General features: G+C 69.5%; 14 protein-coding genes. 5 read left to right on the forward strand and 9 right to left on the reverse strand.

Annotated features, from left to right (window positions below):
- The first annotated feature begins 129 nt into the window (after positions 1–129).
- From pta to pyk, 3 genes are all read left to right on the forward strand, one after another.
- On the forward strand, positions 130–2,232 hold the full coding sequence (pta, locus tag ACSUPV_RS12315) for a phosphate acetyltransferase (protein WP_031116395.1): 2,103 nt from the start codon (positions 130–132) through the stop codon (positions 2,230–2,232).
- A complete protein-coding gene (locus ACSUPV_RS12320; protein WP_037766575.1) occupies positions 2,229–3,443 on the forward strand; it encodes an acetate kinase in 1,215 nt (404 codons plus the stop codon). The genes pta and ACSUPV_RS12320 overlap by 4 nt, the downstream gene beginning before the upstream one ends.
- Positions 3,444–3,517: 74 nt before the next feature.
- Complete coding sequence (pyk, locus tag ACSUPV_RS12325; protein ID WP_031116398.1) at positions 3,518–4,942, forward strand: pyruvate kinase; 1,425 nt, start codon at positions 3,518–3,520, stop codon at positions 4,940–4,942.
- A gap of 103 nt (positions 4,943–5,045) precedes the next feature.
- Here the strand turns inward: pyk and ACSUPV_RS12330 are convergent, their stop codons facing one another.
- From ACSUPV_RS12330 to ACSUPV_RS12345, 4 genes are all read right to left on the reverse strand, one after another.
- Positions 5,046–6,395 (reverse strand): hypothetical protein, encoded by a 1,350-nt coding sequence (locus ACSUPV_RS12330; RefSeq protein ID WP_436947470.1) that lies wholly within the window; start codon positions 6,393–6,395, stop codon positions 5,046–5,048.
- On the reverse strand, positions 6,385–6,948 hold the full coding sequence (locus ACSUPV_RS12335) for a DUF6114 domain-containing protein (protein ID WP_031116400.1): 564 nt from the start codon (positions 6,946–6,948) through the stop codon (positions 6,385–6,387). Before ACSUPV_RS12335 ends, ACSUPV_RS12330 begins: the two co-directional genes overlap by 11 nt.
- 118 nt (positions 6,949–7,066) lie before the next feature.
- On the reverse strand, positions 7,067–7,699 hold the full coding sequence (locus ACSUPV_RS12340) for a DUF6230 family protein (protein WP_031116401.1): 633 nt from the start codon (positions 7,697–7,699) through the stop codon (positions 7,067–7,069).
- A 622-nt stretch (positions 7,700–8,321) separates the two neighbouring features.
- Positions 8,322–9,296, reverse strand: coding sequence for a tetratricopeptide repeat protein (locus tag ACSUPV_RS12345; protein WP_037766577.1), 975 nt, complete (start codon positions 9,294–9,296; stop codon positions 8,322–8,324).
- Between the two features lie 232 nt (positions 9,297–9,528).
- Between ACSUPV_RS12345 and ACSUPV_RS12350 the strand changes: the two genes are divergently transcribed.
- Entirely contained in the window at positions 9,529–10,140 is a 612-nt protein-coding gene (locus tag ACSUPV_RS12350) for a TetR/AcrR family transcriptional regulator (RefSeq protein WP_031116403.1), read from the forward strand.
- Positions 10,141–10,143: 3 nt separating this feature from the next.
- Here ACSUPV_RS12350 and ACSUPV_RS12355 read toward each other — a convergent pair whose 3' ends face one another.
- From ACSUPV_RS12355 to ACSUPV_RS12375, 5 genes are all read right to left on the reverse strand, one after another.
- Positions 10,144–11,844 carry an acyl-CoA mutase large subunit family protein gene (locus ACSUPV_RS12355; protein ID WP_037766579.1) on the reverse strand — a complete coding sequence of 567 codons (1,701 nt, stop codon included), beginning with the start codon at positions 11,842–11,844 and terminating at the stop codon, positions 10,144–10,146.
- 75 nt (positions 11,845–11,919) lie between these two features.
- Positions 11,920–12,258: a DUF3817 domain-containing protein gene (locus tag ACSUPV_RS12360; RefSeq protein ID WP_031116405.1), complete on the reverse strand. Its 339-nt coding sequence runs from the start codon at positions 12,256–12,258 to the stop codon at positions 11,920–11,922.
- 43 nt (positions 12,259–12,301) lie between these two features.
- Positions 12,302–12,811: a MarR family winged helix-turn-helix transcriptional regulator gene (locus ACSUPV_RS12365; RefSeq protein ID WP_037766582.1), complete on the reverse strand. Its 510-nt coding sequence runs from the start codon at positions 12,809–12,811 to the stop codon at positions 12,302–12,304.
- 32 nt (positions 12,812–12,843) lie between these two features.
- Positions 12,844–13,191: an antibiotic biosynthesis monooxygenase family protein gene (locus tag ACSUPV_RS12370; protein ID WP_031116407.1), complete on the reverse strand. Its 348-nt coding sequence runs from the start codon at positions 13,189–13,191 to the stop codon at positions 12,844–12,846.
- Complete coding sequence (locus ACSUPV_RS12375; protein WP_078650999.1) at positions 13,188–14,447, reverse strand: cytochrome P450 family protein; 1,260 nt, start codon at positions 14,445–14,447, stop codon at positions 13,188–13,190. Before ACSUPV_RS12375 ends, ACSUPV_RS12370 begins: the two co-directional genes overlap by 4 nt.
- Positions 14,448–14,675: 228 nt before the next feature.
- Between ACSUPV_RS12375 and ACSUPV_RS12380 the strand changes: the two genes are divergently transcribed.
- Entirely contained in the window at positions 14,676–16,319 is a 1,644-nt protein-coding gene (locus tag ACSUPV_RS12380) for an FAD-dependent oxidoreductase (protein WP_436947471.1), read from the forward strand.
- Positions 16,320–16,337 lie beyond the last annotated feature (18 nt).

Consider the following 16,337-nt stretch of genomic DNA (forward strand, 5'->3'; position numbering starts at 1 on the left):
CCCACAGCCCGGTGCCGCACCCCGGGCTGACGGGCGCCTTATCCATCGGCGGAGGTATTGTCAAGAGGGTTCTGCTCACCTCGGTGGGCGATTTTTGTGCCCCCACTCGAGACGAAACGGAGAGCGCGCGTGACCCGCAGCGTGTACGTGACCGGCATCGACCGCGGAGACGGCCGCCAGGTCGTCGAACTGGGGGTCATGGAGCTCCTCACCCGGCAGGTCGACCGGGTGGGCGTCTTCCGTCCCCTGGTCCACGACGGGCCCGACCGCCTCTTCGAGCTGCTGCGCGCCCGCTACCGGCTCGCCCAGGACCCGGCGACCGTCTACGGCATGGACTACCAGGAGGCGTCCGCCCTCCAGGCCGAGGCCGGCACGGACGAGCTGGTGTCCACGCTCGTCGACCGCTTCCACCTGGTCGCCCGCGACTACGACGTCGTCCTGGTCCTCGGCACCGACTACGCCGACACCCAGCTCCCCGACGAGCTGTCGCTCAACGCCCGGCTGGCGAACGAGTTCGGCGCGTCGGTGATCCCGGTCGTCGGCGGCCGCAAGCAGACCGTCGAGTCCGTGCTCGCCGAGACGCGCAACGCCTACCGCGCCTACGACACCCTCGGCTGCGACGTCCTGGCCATGGTCACCAACCGGGTCGCCCGCGAGGACCGCGACGAGATCGCCGGCCAGCTCGACTCCCGGCTCCCGGTGCCCTGTTACGTGCTGCCCGACGAGCCCGCGCTGTCCGCCCCGACCGTCTCGCAGATCAGCCACGCCCTCGGCGCCAAGGTGGTCCTCGGCGACGACTCCGGCCTCGCCCGGGACGTGCTCGGTTTCGTCTTCGGCGGCGCGATGCTGCCGAACTTCCTCGGCGCCCTGACCCCGGGCTGCCTCGTCGTCACCCCGGGCGACCGCGCGGACCTGGTCGTGGGCGCGCTCGCCGCGCACAGCGCCGGCACCCCGCCGATAGCCGGGGTGCTGCTCACCCTGGACGAGGTGCCCGGGGACGACATCCTCACCCTGGCCGACCGCCTCGCGCCCGGCACCCCGGTGCTGTCGGTGGCCGGCACCAGCTTCCCCACCGCCGAGCAGCTGTTCTCCCTGGAGGGCAAGCTCAACGCGGCCACGCCGCGCAAGGCGGAGCGCGCCCTCGGCCTGTTCGAGCGGTACGCCGACACCGCGGACCTGGCCCGCCGCGTCTCGGCGCCCAGCAGCGACCGCGTGACGCCGATGATGTTCGAGCACAAGCTGCTGGAGCAGGCCCGCTCCGACCTGCGGCGCGTCGTGCTGCCCGAGGGCACGGAGGAGCGCGTGCTGCACGCCGCCGAGGTGCTGCTGCGGCGGGGCGTGTGCGAGCTGACGCTGCTCGGCCCGGTCGACCAGATCCGCAAGAAGGCCGCCGACCTCGGCATCGACCTGGGCGAGTCCCAGCTGATCGACCCGGCCGCCTCCGACCTGCGCGACGCCTTCGCCGAGAAGTACGCGGCTCTGCGCGCCCACCGGGGCGTGACGGTGGAGCTGGCGTACGACGTCGTCTCGGACGTGAACTACTTCGGCACGCTGATGGTCCAGGAGGGCCTCGCCGACGGCATGGTGTCGGGCTCGGTGCACTCCACGGCCGCGACCATCCGCCCGGCGTTCGAGATCATCAAGACCAAGCCGGACGCGGACATCGTCTCGTCGGTGTTCTTCATGTGCCTGGCCGACAAGGTCCTCGTCTACGGCGACTGCGCGGTCAACCCCGACCCGAACGCCGAGCAGCTCGCCGACATCGCCATCCAGTCGGCGACCACGGCCGAGCAGTTCGGGGTGGAGCCGCGGATCGCGATGCTGTCGTACTCCACCGGCACCTCCGGCTCGGGCGCCGACGTCGACAAGGTGCGCCAGGCCACCGAGCTGGTCCGCTCCCGCCGGCCCGACCTGAAGATCGAGGGCCCGATCCAGTACGACGCCGCCGTGGAGCCGTCGGTCGCGGCGACCAAGCTGCCCGGCTCCGAGGTCGCGGGGCAGGCGAGCGTGCTGATCTTCCCCGACCTGAACACCGGCAACAACACCTACAAGGCCGTGCAGCGCTCGGCCGGCGCGATCGCCGTCGGGCCGGTGCTGCAGGGCCTGCGCAAGCCGGTCAACGACCTGTCCCGGGGCGCCCTCGTCCAGGACATCGTCAACACCGTCGCCATCACGGCGATCCAGGCCCAGACCCCCGCCCCGTCCCCGAGCGAGAAGGCAGCCGCCCAGTGAGCCCGTCCCGTGTCCTCGTCCTGAACTCCGGCTCCTCGTCGGTGAAGTACCAGCTGCTCGACATGCGTGACAGCAGCCGGCTCGCGGTCGGCCTGGTCGAGCGCATCGGCGAGCGGACCTCCCGGCTGAAGCACACCCCGGCGGGCGGCGAGAGCCGGGAGCGCGGCGGGGCGATCGCCGACCACGACGCCGCCCTGAAGGCCGTCGCCGAGGAACTCGCCAAGGACGGCCTCGGCCTGGACTCCCCCGAGCTGGCCGCGATCGGGCACCGGGTGGTGCACGGGGGCAGGTCCTTCACCGAGCCGACCGTCGTCGACGACGCCGTGCTCGCCGAGATCGAGCGGCTCATCCCGGTGGCCCCGCTGCACAACCCGGCCAACCTCACCGGCCTGCGCACGGCCCGGGCACTGCGGCCGGACCTGCCGCAGGTCGCCGTCTTCGACACCGCCTTCCACACGACGATGCCGGAGTCGGCCGCGCGCTACGCCATCGACGTCGAGACGGCCGACGCGCACCGCATCCGCCGCTACGGCTTCCACGGCACCTCGCACGCCTACGTCTCCCGGGCCACGGCCGAGCTGCTGGGCAAGGACCCGTCCGAGGTGAACGTGATCGTGCTGCACCTGGGCAACGGGGCGTCGGCCTCGGCCGTGCGGGGCGGTCGCTGCGTGGACACCTCCATGGGGCTGACGCCTTTGGAGGGGCTCGTGATGGGTACGCGCTCCGGAGACATGGACCCGGCCGTCATCTTCCATTTGATGCGTGTTGGTGGAATGTCCGCCGACGAGATCGACACTCTTCTCAACAAGAAGAGCGGTCTGATCGGTCTGTGCGGCGACAACGACATGAGGGAGATCCGCCGCCGCGTCGACGAGGGCGACGAGCGGGCGGAGCTGGCGTTCGACATCTACATTCACCGCCTGAAGAAGTACATCGGCGCCTATTACGCCGTCCTCGGACGGGTGGACGCGGTCGCCTTCACCGCCGGCGTCGGCGAGAACGCGGCTCCGGTGCGGGAGGCTGCCCTCGCGGGCCTGGAGGAGCTGGGCCTCGCGGTGGACGGCGAGCGCAACGCCGTACGCGGCGACGGGGCGCGGCTGATCTCGCCCGAGGGCGCCCGGGTGGCGGTGGCGGTGGTCCCCACTGACGAGGAATTGGAGATCGCGACACAGACCTACGCGCTGGTAAATGGTTCAGGGAATCACACCTGAGCGGCATCCCGCCCTTTTGTATTTTCCGCCAGACGGAATATTCCGTTGCGAAACAAACCGATAGGATCGCCCCCATGCGCCGTTCGAAAATCGTCTGTACTCTCGGCCCTGCGGTCGACTCCCACGAGCAGCTTGTCGCGTTGATCGAAGCCGGCATGAACGTGGCCCGCTTCAACTTCAGCCACGGCACGCACGCCGAGCATCAGGGCCGGTACGACCGGGTCCGGGCCGCCGCCAAGGAGACCGGCCGGGCCGTCGGGGTCCTCGCCGACCTGCAGGGCCCGAAGATCCGTCTCGAGACCTTCGCCGAGGGTCCCGTGGAGCTGGTGCGCGGTGACGAGTTCACCATCACCACCGAGGACGTCCCGGGCGACAAGACGATCTGCGGGACGACCTACAAGGGCCTGCCCGGCGACGTCAACAAGGGCGACCAGGTGCTCATCAACGACGGCAACGTCGAGCTGAAGGTCACCGAGGTCGAGGGCCACCGGGTGAAGACGATCGTCATCGAGGGCGGCGTCATCTCCGACCACAAGGGCATCAACCTGCCCGGCGCGGCCGTCAACGTGCCCGCGCTGAGCGAGAAGGACGTCGAGGACCTCCGCTTCGCGCTGCGCATGGGCTGCGACCTGGTCGCGCTGTCCTTCGTCCGCGACGCCAAGGACGTCCAGGACGTGCACCGCATCATGGACGAGGAAGGCCGCCGCGTCCCGGTCATCGCCAAGGTGGAGAAGCCGCAGGCGGTGCAGAACATGGAGGACGTCGTGATGGCGTTCGACGGCGTGATGGTCGCCCGCGGTGACCTCGCCGTCGAGTACCCGCTCGAGAAGGTCCCCATGGTGCAGAAGCGCCTGATCGAGCTGTGCCGGCGCAACGCCAAGCCGGTGATCGTGGCGACCCAGATGATGGAGTCGATGATCACCAACTCCCGTCCGACCCGCGCCGAGGCCTCCGACGTGGCCAACGCGATCCTGGACGGCGCCGACGCGGTCATGCTGTCCGCCGAGTCGAGCGTGGGCGCGTACCCGATCGAGACCGTGAAGACGATGTCGAAGATCGTCACCGCGGCCGAGCAGGAGCTGATGTCCAAGGGCCTCCAGCCGCTCGTCCCGGGCAAGAAGCCGCGCACGCAGGGCGGTTCGGTGGCCCGGGCGGCGTGCGAGATCGCCGACTTCCTCGGCGGCCGGGTCCTGGTGGCCTTCACCCAGTCCGGCGACACCGCCCGCCGACTGTGCCGCTACCGCGCCGCCCAGCCGATCGTCGCCTTCACCACCGACGAGGGCACCCGCAACCAGATGGCGCTGAGCTGGGGCGTGGAGCCGTACGTGGTGCCCTTCGTGAACAGCACCGACGAGATGGTCGACCTCGTGGACCAGGAGCTGGTCAAGCTGAACCGCTTCAACGAGGGCGACATCGCGGTCATCACCGCCGGTTCGCCCCCCGGCGTCCCCGGCACCACCAACATGGTGCGGGTCCACCACCTGGGCACCAAGAGCTGACCCGGCAGGGGCCGTGAGGGCCCCTGAACGGCACCGAGGGCGCCCCCTGGATCCAGGGGGCGCCCTCGGTGCGTGCGGCTCCCGAACGGGCTCTGGTGGGCGCTCAGTCGGTGATGTAGTTGTGCAGCCCGGGCACGTGCAGGGTCCCGCCGAACTGGCCCGCCTGAGTGACCTTCACGTTGGTGAAGTAGATCAGCGGGATGTTCAGCGGCGGCGGGTGCTCCGGGTCGAACGTGATCGGGATCAGCCCGAGCAGGTTGCCGGAGATGCTCTCCGTGTACATCACCGTGTCGCCGTCGCGGATCGTGGACGTCGAGCCCTTGGCCGCCTGCACGTGGTAGGTCTTGCCGGACTGCTTGTCCTTGACCGTCTGGTGGAGGTCACCGATGTCGGTGCCGCCGGAGATGACGTACTTCAGGACCTTCTTGACGGTGCCGTTGGCGGTGCGCACCTCGACGATGCCCTTGTAGTCGGCGCCCTTCAGCGTCAGCGAGCTGGCGTTGAGGTACCAGGGGTCGTCGGGCAGCGGCACCTTGTTGTCGACGCCGCCCTCGGCGTCGGTGGCGGCCGGGCAGTCCTCGGGGTCCGTGGTCGGGCTCGCGGACGGGCTGGGGGTGGCGGTGGCCTTGTCCGCCGCCTCCTGCGCCGCCTTCTCGACCGCCTTGGTGGTGTCCTCGACCGCCTCGGACGCCTTGTCGGTGGTGTCCTTGACGGTGTCCTCGGCCGTGCCGACGGCCTTCTCGGTCGTCTCGCGCACGGTGCCGGAGGCGTCCTCGGCGGGCTTCTCGGCCCCCTCGGTGCTCTCCGGGGTCCCGGACGCCGAGGCGGACGGGGTGGGGCTCGGGCTCGCGCCGCCCTTGTTCCCGCCGTCGAAGATGCCCCCGATGGCGTCGCCGATGTCCTCCAGCAGGTTGCCGCCGCTCTCGGACGGCGAGGGGGACGGCGTGGCCGCCGCGTCGTCACCGCCCTCGGCGGGCGCGCTCGCGGACGGCGTCGGCTTCGGCTCGTCCTTGTCGTCGGAACCTGAATCCGGCGAAGAGGAACCGTCGTCGCCCGAACCGCCCGGAGTGGCCGAGGGGGTCGGCGTGGGAGCCGTGTCGCCCTTGTCGTCCTTGTCGTCCGTCGCGCCGTCACTGGCGGAGGGGGACGGCGTGGGCGAGGCGGAGGCGCCGTCCTTGGCGTCCTCCAGGGCCGCCACGCAGTCCTTGTACTCGTCGGCCGTCAGGCTCTTCGACGTCGGCGTCGCCGAGTTGTTGCTGTCGGCGATGGCGAGCGTCGATGTGAAGCCCATCCCCATGAGGACCGCCGTCGGCATCGCCGCCATGGCTATCGCCTTGCCGGTCGGCCTGCTGAACCTGGTGAACAGCGGCTTCTTGGGTGCCGCGTGGCGCGGCCCGGTTCTCACACGGGACGCCTCCACATCAGCCCCGTGGGTCACCTCGTCAGCCGGCACTGTGCCTCCCGTTCGCCCCGTTGGCCGGGTTCGTTCCTGACAGATCGTTCGGCTTGTCCAGCCCGTCCACGGGCTTGAGCACCGTGGTGTCGTGGTCCGTGGCCTCGGGAGCCCCGCCCGTGCCCGTGCTGGCGTGGGTGGCGAGCTGCCCGGCGGGCGGTGCGCCCGGCGCCCAGGCCACGGCCATGGCCCCGCCCACGAGGGCGAGGAGGAAGCCGATGAGGAAGCCGCCGAGGTTGGACACGGGGATGGACACCAGCGCCAGCAGGATGGCCGCGACTCCCGCGAAGACGCGGACGTGCTTCTGGAACCAGAGGCTGACGCCCAGCACGACGAGCAGCACGCCGATGATCAGGGACCCGGCACCCGCGGTGGTCGCCATCGCCAGCGTCAGGTGACCGATCTGGAGGTTCGCGTACGGGAAGTAGGCGATGGGCAGTCCGCTGAGCAGGACGAACAGACCGGCCCAGAACGGCCGCGTACCCCGCCAGGCGCGGAACTGCTGCCTCCGGAGAGTGAACTGGCCGCCTGCGGCAGGAGTCTCGGCGCTCATGGAAAAACAGCTCCCTGGTACGGCGTTGCTGTGGTGGTGATGTGGGCCGCTCGTGAAGGCGCGGCCGGAAGGTGGACGGGCGGGGGCGCCACCGGCTCCCCCGCCCGTCATAGAGTGCTTAGTAGCACTCCTTGACACCCGTCGACAGCGACATCTTCAGGCCGCTGAGCTTGAAGGTTCCGGCGGTGGTCGCCCACGCCGTCTGCTTCACGTCGGTCAGGACCGCCCGGTCCGCCTGCTGGGCGAAGCCGTACGGGTTCGCCGTCTCGCCCTTCCTCATGGCCGGACCCTTGTTGGCGTCCTTGGCGGCCACACCGATGTCGATGTTCTCGAACGTCGCGTCGGCCTCGAGGTCGGCGACATCGATGTAGAGGTTCTGGGCCTCGACCGGCTTGGCACCCTGACCCGCGCGCAGGATCAGGCTGACGTTCCCGAGCACCGGAATGTTCGGGGTGACGACCGACTGGCACAGGTCCTTGATCGTCGCCTGCTTGAACGACGAGACCGCGACCGGGTGGACGGCCTTCTTGCCGTCCATCGTGTAACCCTCGTCGAGGGCGCCGTACTGCGAGAAGCCCGTACCGACGAGCTCCTTGGTCGTGACCTTGAACGACTGGCCGGAGACGCTGAACGACGCGGCGAGAGCGCCCTGCGCGAGGGCGACACCTATCGCAGCCGTGGCGGCGACGCTGGGCACCATGACCACAGCGAACCGCTTCCATCTGGTCCCGCCACGCACCTGGGACTCCATATTTCCTCCTTCTCGGACGTACATCTCCTGTCCTGGCTCGCCCCGAGTCGCGGCTCAGCCGGGCAGGGATGGGAGAAGTGCTACGTCCTCGGGAAGGAGAGCGCCTGCACTCGGCGGCGCAACTAGCGCCCGAATCACCGGCGATCACCCCCGAGCGACAACCACTGGTCGCGCCTGACACGCATCACGCACAACCCTGCTGGACAGGCTTCGCCGAGTGGGCGAAGACCCCCCTGTCCAAGAGCCGGCGCCACTGCCGCCGGCTCTGCTCGGTGGGGACCCAGGACGTCCCGCGACCCAACCGGCTGCCGGGGTACGGGAATGGACCGAGCGTGGCCGATCGTGGTGCATTCTCGCCGCCCGCACAAGGGGGATCGTTACTGGCTAGTAACGGCCGGATAACCGAACAACGACCCATCGGTCTCGGTCGACGACTCAGGGTGGCCCCGGGCGGCAGTACAAAGCTGTTGATCGCTGGACAGAATCCGACAGATCAACGCCCACGACTTACTCGCAGTAACAGCGGCCGCGATTACCAAGTTTTGGTAAAGCGCGGCCGCAGTGACGCTCTGTCGGCAAAGTTTTCACGCGGGCACCACATGCCCGCATGTTTAACGACTGGTCAGAACAGGGCCCGAGCCAGGGCCCTGCGCGCCGCGATCACCCGCGGATCCTCGGGTCCGACGACCTCGAACAGCTCCAGCAGCCGCATCCTGACGGTGTCCCGGTCGTCACCCACCGTGCGCTGCACGGTCTCGATGAGCCGGCCGAAGGCGTCCTCCACGTGGCCGCCCACGAGATCCAGGTCGGCGGCGGCGATCTGCGCCTGCACGTCGGCCGGCTTCTCCGCCGCCTCCTTGCGCACCCGCTGCGGGTCGACGCCCTGCACCCGCTGGAGCAACTCGGCCTGGGCGAGGCCCAGTTTGGCCTCCTCGTTGCCCGGGTCCTCGTTCAGCACGTTCTTGTAGGCCTGGATGGCACCGCCCAGGTCGCCCGAGTCCAGCGCCTGCACGGCGGCCTCCAGGAGGCCGTCGTAGGGACCGGCCGGCCGCTCGGGGGCCGCCTGGGCGCCGCCCGGCTCGGCGTCGGGGTCGACGGCGAGACCGGTCAGGCCGAAGCGCTGCTCGGCGACCTGCACCAGCTGGTCCAGGGTCTGCCGGATCTGTGCCTCGCCCGCGGCCCCCTGGAAGAGCGGCAGCGCCTGCCCGGCGACGACCGCGAACACCGCGGGGATCCCCTGGATGCCGAACTGCTGCATCAGCATCTGGTTGGCGTCGACGTCGATCTTGGCGAGCAGGAAGCGGCCGTTGTACTCGACGGCCAGCCGCTCCAGGACCGGGCTCAGCTGCTTGCAGGGCTGACACCACTCGGCCCAGAAGTCGATGACGACGGGCACCTCGGCGGACCGCTGGAGGACGTCCCTCTCGAACCCCGCCTCATCGACGTCGATGACGAGGTCGGCCGGGGAGATCGCCCCCGTGCCGCCCTCCCGGGCGGCCTGGGCCCGCGCCTGCTCCGCCTTCGCCTTGGCCTCCTGGGCCGCCTTCACCGCGGCGAGGTCGACGACTCCGCTCATGGACATGTTCCGTGGCTGCATGCGTCTATCCTCCCCCGTACTGCGCGCGCGTGTGAAAAACGGTGAGAAAGCCAGGCCGGTCGGGTGCGTTTCGGCGCCGGGTCCCCACCCGCGCCGCGTGTCGAAACCCGTGTACGTCCCGCACGGGCTTTCGCTACGAGTCGTAGCGTAATGCCAGACCGTACCGCCGGGACACCACCCTCCGGTGATCTCCCTCACGGCCACACAGGAACTGCGGGTTTATGGTCAGGGGATGCAGACCCGCAGCCCAGCCGGCCGCGCCGGGCGCCCGCGCAGCGCCGCGGCGGACGCCGCGATCCTGGCCGCCACGCGGGAGGCCCTCGTGGAGCTGGGCTGGTCGAAGCTCACGCTGGGAGACGTCGCGACGCGCGCCGGGGTTGCGAAGACGACGCTCTACCGCCGCTGGGCGGGCAAGAACGAACTGGTCGTCGACGCGGTGGCGGAGCTCTTCGACGAGCTGGAACTCCCGGACCGCGGCTCCCTGGCCGCCGACATCGAGGGTGTGGTGCTCCAGTTCGCCGCGATCCTGGCCCTCCCCGAGGCGAAGAGCGGCCTGATGGCGGTGGTGGCGGAGGCGACCCGCGACGAGGCCCTGCGGGAGCGCATCCGCGCGTCCGTGGTCGACCGCCAGAAGCGCCTGGTCCTGGAGGGCCGCGCCCGGGCCCAGGCGCGGGGCGAACTCCCGCCGGAGCCGGACCCGCGGTCGGCCGCCCGCACGGTCGACCTGATCTTCGACATGGTCGCGGGAGCGGTGGTGCACCGCACCCTGGTGAGCGCGGAGCCGGCGGACGAGGAGTGGGTCCGCGGCTTCACCAGGGTGCTGCTGCAAGGGCTCGGTACGTAGCTCTCAGAACCCGGCGGGCTCGGTGTACACCCCCCACTCGTCCCGCAGCACCCCGCAGATCTCGCCCAGCGTGGCCTCCGCCCGTACGGCGTCCAGCATCGGCTCGATCATGTTGGCGTCCGAGCGCGCCGCCGAGATCATCTCGTCGAGCGCCGCACGCACGCGTGCCTCGTCACGCCCGGCCTTCCGCTCGCGGAGCGTGCGCACCTGCTCCCGCTCCACCTCGTGGCTGACCCGCAGGATCTCCAGGTCGCCGGTGACCGAGCCGGTGTGGACGTTCACCCCGACGACCTTCTTGTCGCCCTTCTCCAGCGCCTGCTGGTACCGGAACGCCGACTCGGCGATCTCGCCGGTGAACCAGCCGTCCTCGATGCCGCGCAGGATGCCGGAGGTGATCGGCCCGATGGGGTGCTGCCCGTCGGGGTGCGCCCGCAGTCCCCGTTCCCTGATCTGCTCGAAGATCTTCTCCGCGTCCGCCTCGATCCGGTCGGTCAGCTGCTCGACGTACCAGGAACCGCCCAGCGGGTCGGCGACGTTGGCGACGCCGGTCTCCTCCATCAGCACCTGCTGCGTGCGCAGCGCGATCTCCGCGGCCTGCTCGCTCGGCAGGGCGAGGGTCTCGTCGAGGGCGTTGGTGTGCAGCGAGTTCGTCCCGCCGAGCACGGCCGCGAGGGCCTCCACGGCGGTCCGTACGACGTTGTTGTACGGCTGCTGCGCGGTGAGCGAGACGCCGGCGGTCTGGGTGTGGAAGCGCAGCCACTGGGCCTTCTCGGACGTCGCCCCGTAGACATCGCGCATCCAGCGGGCCCAGATCCGGCGGGCCGCGCGAAACTTGGCGATCTCCTCGAAGAAGTCGACGTGCGCGTCGAAGAAGAAGGACAGGCCGGGGGCGAAGACGTCTATGTCCAGCCCGCGCGACAGCCCCAGCTCCACGTAGCCGAAGCCGTCGGCCAGCGTGTAGGCCAGCTCCTGCGCGGCCGTCGCCCCGGCCTCGCGGATGTGGTAGCCGGAGACCGACAGCGGCTTGTACGCGGGGATGCCCGCCGCGCAGTGCTCCATCAGGTCGCCGATCAGCCGCAGATGCGGCTCGGGCTGGAAGAGCCACTCCTTCTGGGCGATGTACTCCTTGAAGATGTCCGTCTGGAGCGTGCCGTTCAGGACGGACGGGTCCACGCCCTGCCGTTCGGCGGCCACCAGGTACATGCAGAAGACGGGGACGGCCGGGCCGCTGATGGTCATCGACGTCGTGACGTCGCCCAGCGGGATGTCCTTGAACAGGACCTCCATGTCGGCGGCCGAGTCGATGGCGACACCGCAGTGCCCGACCTCGCCCAGGGAGCGCGGGTCGTCGGAGTCGCGGCCCATGAGGGTCGGCATGTCGAAGGCGACCGAGAGCCCGCCCCCGCCGTTGCGGAGGATCATCTTGTAGCGCTCGTTGGTCTGCTCGGCGTTGCCGAACCCGGCGAACTGCCGGATGGTCCACGTCCGCCCTCGATAGCCGGTCGCGTACAGGCCACGCGTGAAGGGGTACTCCCCGGGCCAGCCGATCCGCTCGAACCCGTCGTACCTGTCCCCGGGCCGCGGCCCGTACACCGGCTCCACGGCATCGCCGGAGAGCGTCGTGAAGTCGGCCTCGCGCTTGCGCGCGGCGTCGTACCGGGCCTGCCAGCGGCGGCGGCCCTCCTCGATGGCGTCAGCGTCCATACCTTCGAATTTACTTGGACGTCCTAGTAAATGTCGATGGCTGACCGCCGCACGTTCGTCCGTACGGCGGTCCGGTTACGCCTTGGCGGTCGCGGGCGCGTCCTCCGCGACCCTGGCCTCGAGCTCGCGGCTGATCCTGCGCTCCACGAAGAACGCGGCCGTGGGGATGGTCCCGGCGAGCAGCACCCAGATCTGCTTGCCCACCCGCCACTTCGCCTTGGAGCCCAGGTCGAAGGCGAAGATCAGGTACACGACGTACAGCCAGCCGTGCGCGATGCTGACGACGCGCGTGAAGTCGGCGGCGCCGTTCAGGTCGAGCACGTACTTGCCGATCATGCCGAGGGTCAGCAGGACCAGCAGTACGCCGGTGACGTAGGCCATCACGCGATAGCGGGTCAGCACGCTCTTTTTCATGCCGTCGAGCGTAACGACCCGTTCCGGGAGATCTCGCCCGGGGTCACTGCTCCTCGAAGTCGCCCGCCGCGATCCGCAGCGGCCGCAGCATCGCGAAGATCTCCGCGCACTCCTCCGCGTCGTACACCCCGAGCCCGAAGTCCATCGCCATCAGGTCGCGGGTGGCCGCCTCGACGACCTCACGGCCCTTGTCGGTGATGCTGGCCAGGGTGCCGCGCCCGTCGTTGGGGTTCGGCCGCTTGGCGACCAGACCCGACCTGACCAGCCGGTCCACGGTGTTCGTCACGGACGTGGGATGCACCATGAGCCGCTCGCCGATCTTGGACATCGGCAGCTCGCCGGACTGGGAGAAGGTGAGCAGCACCAGCGCCTCGTAGCGCGCGAACGTCAGCCCGTAGGGCTTGACCACCGCGTCGACCTCGGCGAGCAGGATCTGCTGGGCGCGCATGATCGACGTGATCGCGGCCATGGACGGCACGTTTCCCCAGCGCTGCTTCCAGCGTTCGTCGGCGCGCGCGATCGGATCGAAGGAGAGACTGAGCGGCTTCGGCACGAACCCGACCTTACCCGCCGGTCACATGGTGGTCAGCCCTGTCTCGGCCTTCGGTCACCCGTGCTCTCGGGCATGATCTCGAAGACCCCGGTCCACCGGTCGTCGTGCAGACAGGCGTTCATCGGCCCGACCAGAGTGGTGTGCTCAGGGTCGGTGCGCCACCGTTTGATGGCTTCGAGGCTCTCCCACTCACTGGTGAGCAGCCATCGACCGGGATCGTCCACGGAGCGGCAGAGCTGTTCGCGCAGATGCCCGGGGGACCGCATGGCGCCGTCGCGTACGCCTTGGTAGGCGGCCACGAAATCCGCTTCCCTTCCCTCCCGGACGCGCAGCAGGCGAACCACTCGCACCCGCGGCGGTGCCGGAGCCTCCCCCGTCACGACGGGTCGAGAACGACGGGGAGTTCCGCGAGCCCGCGGAAGGCGGGGAACGGCACGGTCAGCCAGGGCACGTTCTCCGGCTCCCCGGCCAGGGCCATGCCGGGGTGACGCCCGAAGAGCGTGGTGAGGGCGATCTGCATCTCCAGACGTGCCAGAGGCGCGCCGATGCAGTAGTGCGGGCCGAGGCCGAATGCGAGGTGCGTCGCCTGGACGTTCGGGCGCTCTACGTCCATGCGGTCCGGGTCGGGGAACATCTCCGGGTCGCGGTTGGCCGCGGTGATCGAAATCTGCACGAGCGCGCCCTTGGGGATGAGTGTGTCGCGCATCTTGATGTCTTCCGTCGCATAGCGGAACGTCGAGTTCTCCACGGAGGTCTCGAATCGGAAGATCTCTTCGACGGCTGCGGCCGTCGCCCCCGGGTCCCGGAATGCCAGACGCTTCTGCTCCGGCTGACTGAGCAGGTGGTAGACGGCGTTGCCGATCTGGTACGCGGTCGACTTGTGGCCCGCGAAAAGCAGCACCCACGCGGTGGAGACGAGTTCGTGGTCGGTGAGCGCGCCGTCCTCGTCCCGCGCCGTGACGAGCGCGCTGAGCAGAGCTCCGTCCGGCTCCTTCCGCTTCCGCGCGATCAGGTCCACCAGGTAGTCGCGCAGGTTGCCCTCGGCCAGTTCCAGCGCCTTTCTGGCCTCCGGCCCGAAGCCGGTCTGTGCGACGGTGGCGGACCATTCCTGGGCTTGCCTGCGTTCGTTCTCCGGGACGCCGAGGAGTTCACAGATCACGTGCAGCGGCAGCGGGAAGCAGAACTCCTGGAGGAGGTTCACGGGCTCCGATGCCGGGCAGCGGTCCAGCAGTTCGTCGGTGATCTCCTGGACCTTCGGACGCAGCGATTCCACCCTCTTGGGGGTGAAGGTGGTGCCGACGATCCTGCGGAGCCTGGTGTGCTTCGGAGGGTCCGAGAAGAGCATATTGTCGTCCAGCGCGATCGACGAGTCGCCGAAGATTCGGTGATAGGCGTCGATGGCGCCGTACATGTCCTTGCTCAGCCGAGGATCGGCCAAGGCGGCACGGGCGTCGTCGTACCGGGTGATGAGATACGTGTCGACCCCGTGTGGAGGCTTCAGCGGGCAGACGGGTGCTGTCGCCCTGAGCGCGGCGTAAACGGGATGCGGGTTGGCGCGAAACTCCCGACTGCAGGCCGAGGCCGCTGCGGCGGCTTCTTCGGGCGACATTTCCTCGGATGCGAACGCTTGCGTCATGGCTGGTCCCGGGGGTCGAGAGTTCCGTCGGTCGGTCACACGATTTCCCGGACGACACTGTGCCGCAAACGCTGCTGGGCCATATGAGTTCGAGCGCCGCAGGATCTGCGCACTTCTCCGGTTACCCGGCCGGCGTACCCCAGGGCGCCCCGGATCGCGCGCGTAAGCGCTGCTTGGTAAACATCGTGGACGGGCCAGTCCACCGTTCCCGGGCTGGGCAGTCACCGGATGACGAGGAAACCAGTGAGCAGACGCGGAGTGGAATCTGTACCAGTTCTCATCGTAGGCGGATCCCTGGTGGGTCTTTCCACCTCCGTGTTCCTGGGGCGTCTCGGAATCGAGCACATGCTCGTGGAGCGGCATGCCGAGACGTCGACGCACCCACGTGGCCGCGGGAACAACGTGCGCACCATGGAGATCTTCCGGACCGCCGGACTCGAGCAGAGCGTGCGGGAGGCCGCTTTCGCTCTCGCCGGGAACGATGGCGTTCTCCAGGTGGACACCCTCGTCGGAGACCAGCGCCGCTGGATCATTCAGGACGTCGCCGCGGGCATGGACGTCTCCCGGGTCAGCTCCTCGAACTGGTGCCTGTGCAGCCAGAACGATCTGGAGCCGGTCCTGCTGAACCGTGCCCGCCAGGGCGGAGACATCCGCTTCGACACGGAACTGCTCTCCTTCACGCAGGACGAAGAGGGGGTCCTGGCTCAGGTCATGCGCCGGGACACCGGTGAGACCCATACCGTGAAAGCCGATTTCCTGGTGGCCGCCGATGGCCCGAGAAGCCCCGTTCGTAAACGTTTGGGAATCGGCCAGTCCGGACCCGGCGCCCTGTTCCACAACGTCAGTGTCACGTTCCGGAGCAAGACCCTCAAGGAATACATCGGGCCGAAGCGCTTCATCGTCTGTTACACCACCGATCCACAGGGGGAGGGCGCCTTGCTGCCCGTGGACAACGAGGAACGATGGGTCATTCATATCCCTTGGTCCGCTGATCGGGGCGAAACCCTGGAGGACTTCGGAAACGAGCGCTGCGCGGCACATATTCGCGCGGCCGTCGGTGTTCCGGACATTGATGTCGAGATCACCGGAAAGGCGCCCTGGCACGCTTCCAAGCGAGTCGCGGACAGCTACGGTCAGGGCCGGGTCTTTCTGGTCGGTGACGCGGCTCATGAAATGCCGCCCAACGGGGCGTTCGGCGCCAACACCGGGATCCAGGACGCCCACAACCTCGCCTGGAAACTCGCCGCGGTGCTGCGCGGCTGGGCCGGGCTGCCGCTGCTCGAGACGTACGAGTGCGAACGACGGCCTGTCGCCGTCACGACGAGTGAGCGGGCCTCCCGGCAGGCCGCCGAGGAGCAGCACCCCGCGCTCGGCCCGGCAGCGGGACGCAACAACGACGCGGCGGACCTCATGACGGTCGCGCTCTGCTACCGGTACGCCTCGGACGCCGTGGTGGGCGCCTCACCCGAGCGGCCGGTCGTCCCGGAAACCTTCCGGATCGACGGGGAGCCGGGGAGCCGCGCACCCCACATGTGGGTCCGCAGAGCGGGCGCCAGGATTTCCACTCTCGATCTGTACGAGCGTTCCTTCGTCCTGCTCGCCGGGGCCGAAGGCCACCCGTGGCGCCGCGCGGCGGAGCAGGCCGGCGAGAACCTGGGCGTTCCGGTCGAGGTGTATCTCGTGGGAGACGGCCGTGAACACGACCTGGTTCCCGAGCCGGATGCCGACTGGGCGGCACTGCACGGCACCGCCGACGACGGGGCCGTCCTCGTCCGCCCGGACGGTTTCGTCGCCTGGCGCGCGCCCACCCACCTGCCGTCTGCCGATCGTGTGCTGACGGACGTGCTGCAGACCGTGCTCTGCCGCGGCTGAGCAGCACCACCCACCGAA

The organism is Streptomyces sp. SudanB52_2052, assembly GCF_964272415.1.
In the GTDB taxonomy this organism is placed as follows: Bacteria; Actinomycetota; Actinomycetes; order Streptomycetales; family Streptomycetaceae; genus Streptomyces; species Streptomyces olindensis.

Excerpts from the sequence above, each read along its gene's own strand:
- ACSUPV_RS12360 (WP_031116405.1), bottom strand. The coding sequence starts at position 12,258 with ATGAAAAAGAGCGTGCTGACCCGCTATCGCGTGATGGCCTACGTCACC.
- ACSUPV_RS12335 (WP_031116400.1), bottom strand. The coding sequence starts at position 6,948 with ATGAGCGCCGAGACTCCTGCCGCAGGCGGCCAGTTCACTCTCCGGAGG.
- ACSUPV_RS12340 (WP_031116401.1), bottom strand. The coding sequence starts at position 7,699 with ATGGAGTCCCAGGTGCGTGGCGGGACCAGATGGAAGCGGTTCGCTGTG.
- ACSUPV_RS12375 (WP_078650999.1), bottom strand. The coding sequence starts at position 14,447 with ATGACGCAAGCGTTCGCATCCGAGGAAATGTCGCCCGAAGAAGCCGCC.
- pyk (WP_031116398.1), top strand. The coding sequence starts at position 3,518 with ATGCGCCGTTCGAAAATCGTCTGTACTCTCGGCCCTGCGGTCGACTCC.
- ACSUPV_RS12380 (WP_436947471.1), top strand. The coding sequence starts at position 14,676 with ATGACGAGGAAACCAGTGAGCAGACGCGGAGTGGAATCTGTACCAGTT.
- ACSUPV_RS12350 (WP_031116403.1), top strand. The coding sequence starts at position 9,529 with ATGCAGACCCGCAGCCCAGCCGGCCGCGCCGGGCGCCCGCGCAGCGCC.
- ACSUPV_RS12355 (WP_037766579.1), bottom strand. The coding sequence starts at position 11,844 with ATGGACGCTGACGCCATCGAGGAGGGCCGCCGCCGCTGGCAGGCCCGG.
- ACSUPV_RS12345 (WP_037766577.1), bottom strand. The coding sequence starts at position 9,296 with ATGCAGCCACGGAACATGTCCATGAGCGGAGTCGTCGACCTCGCCGCG.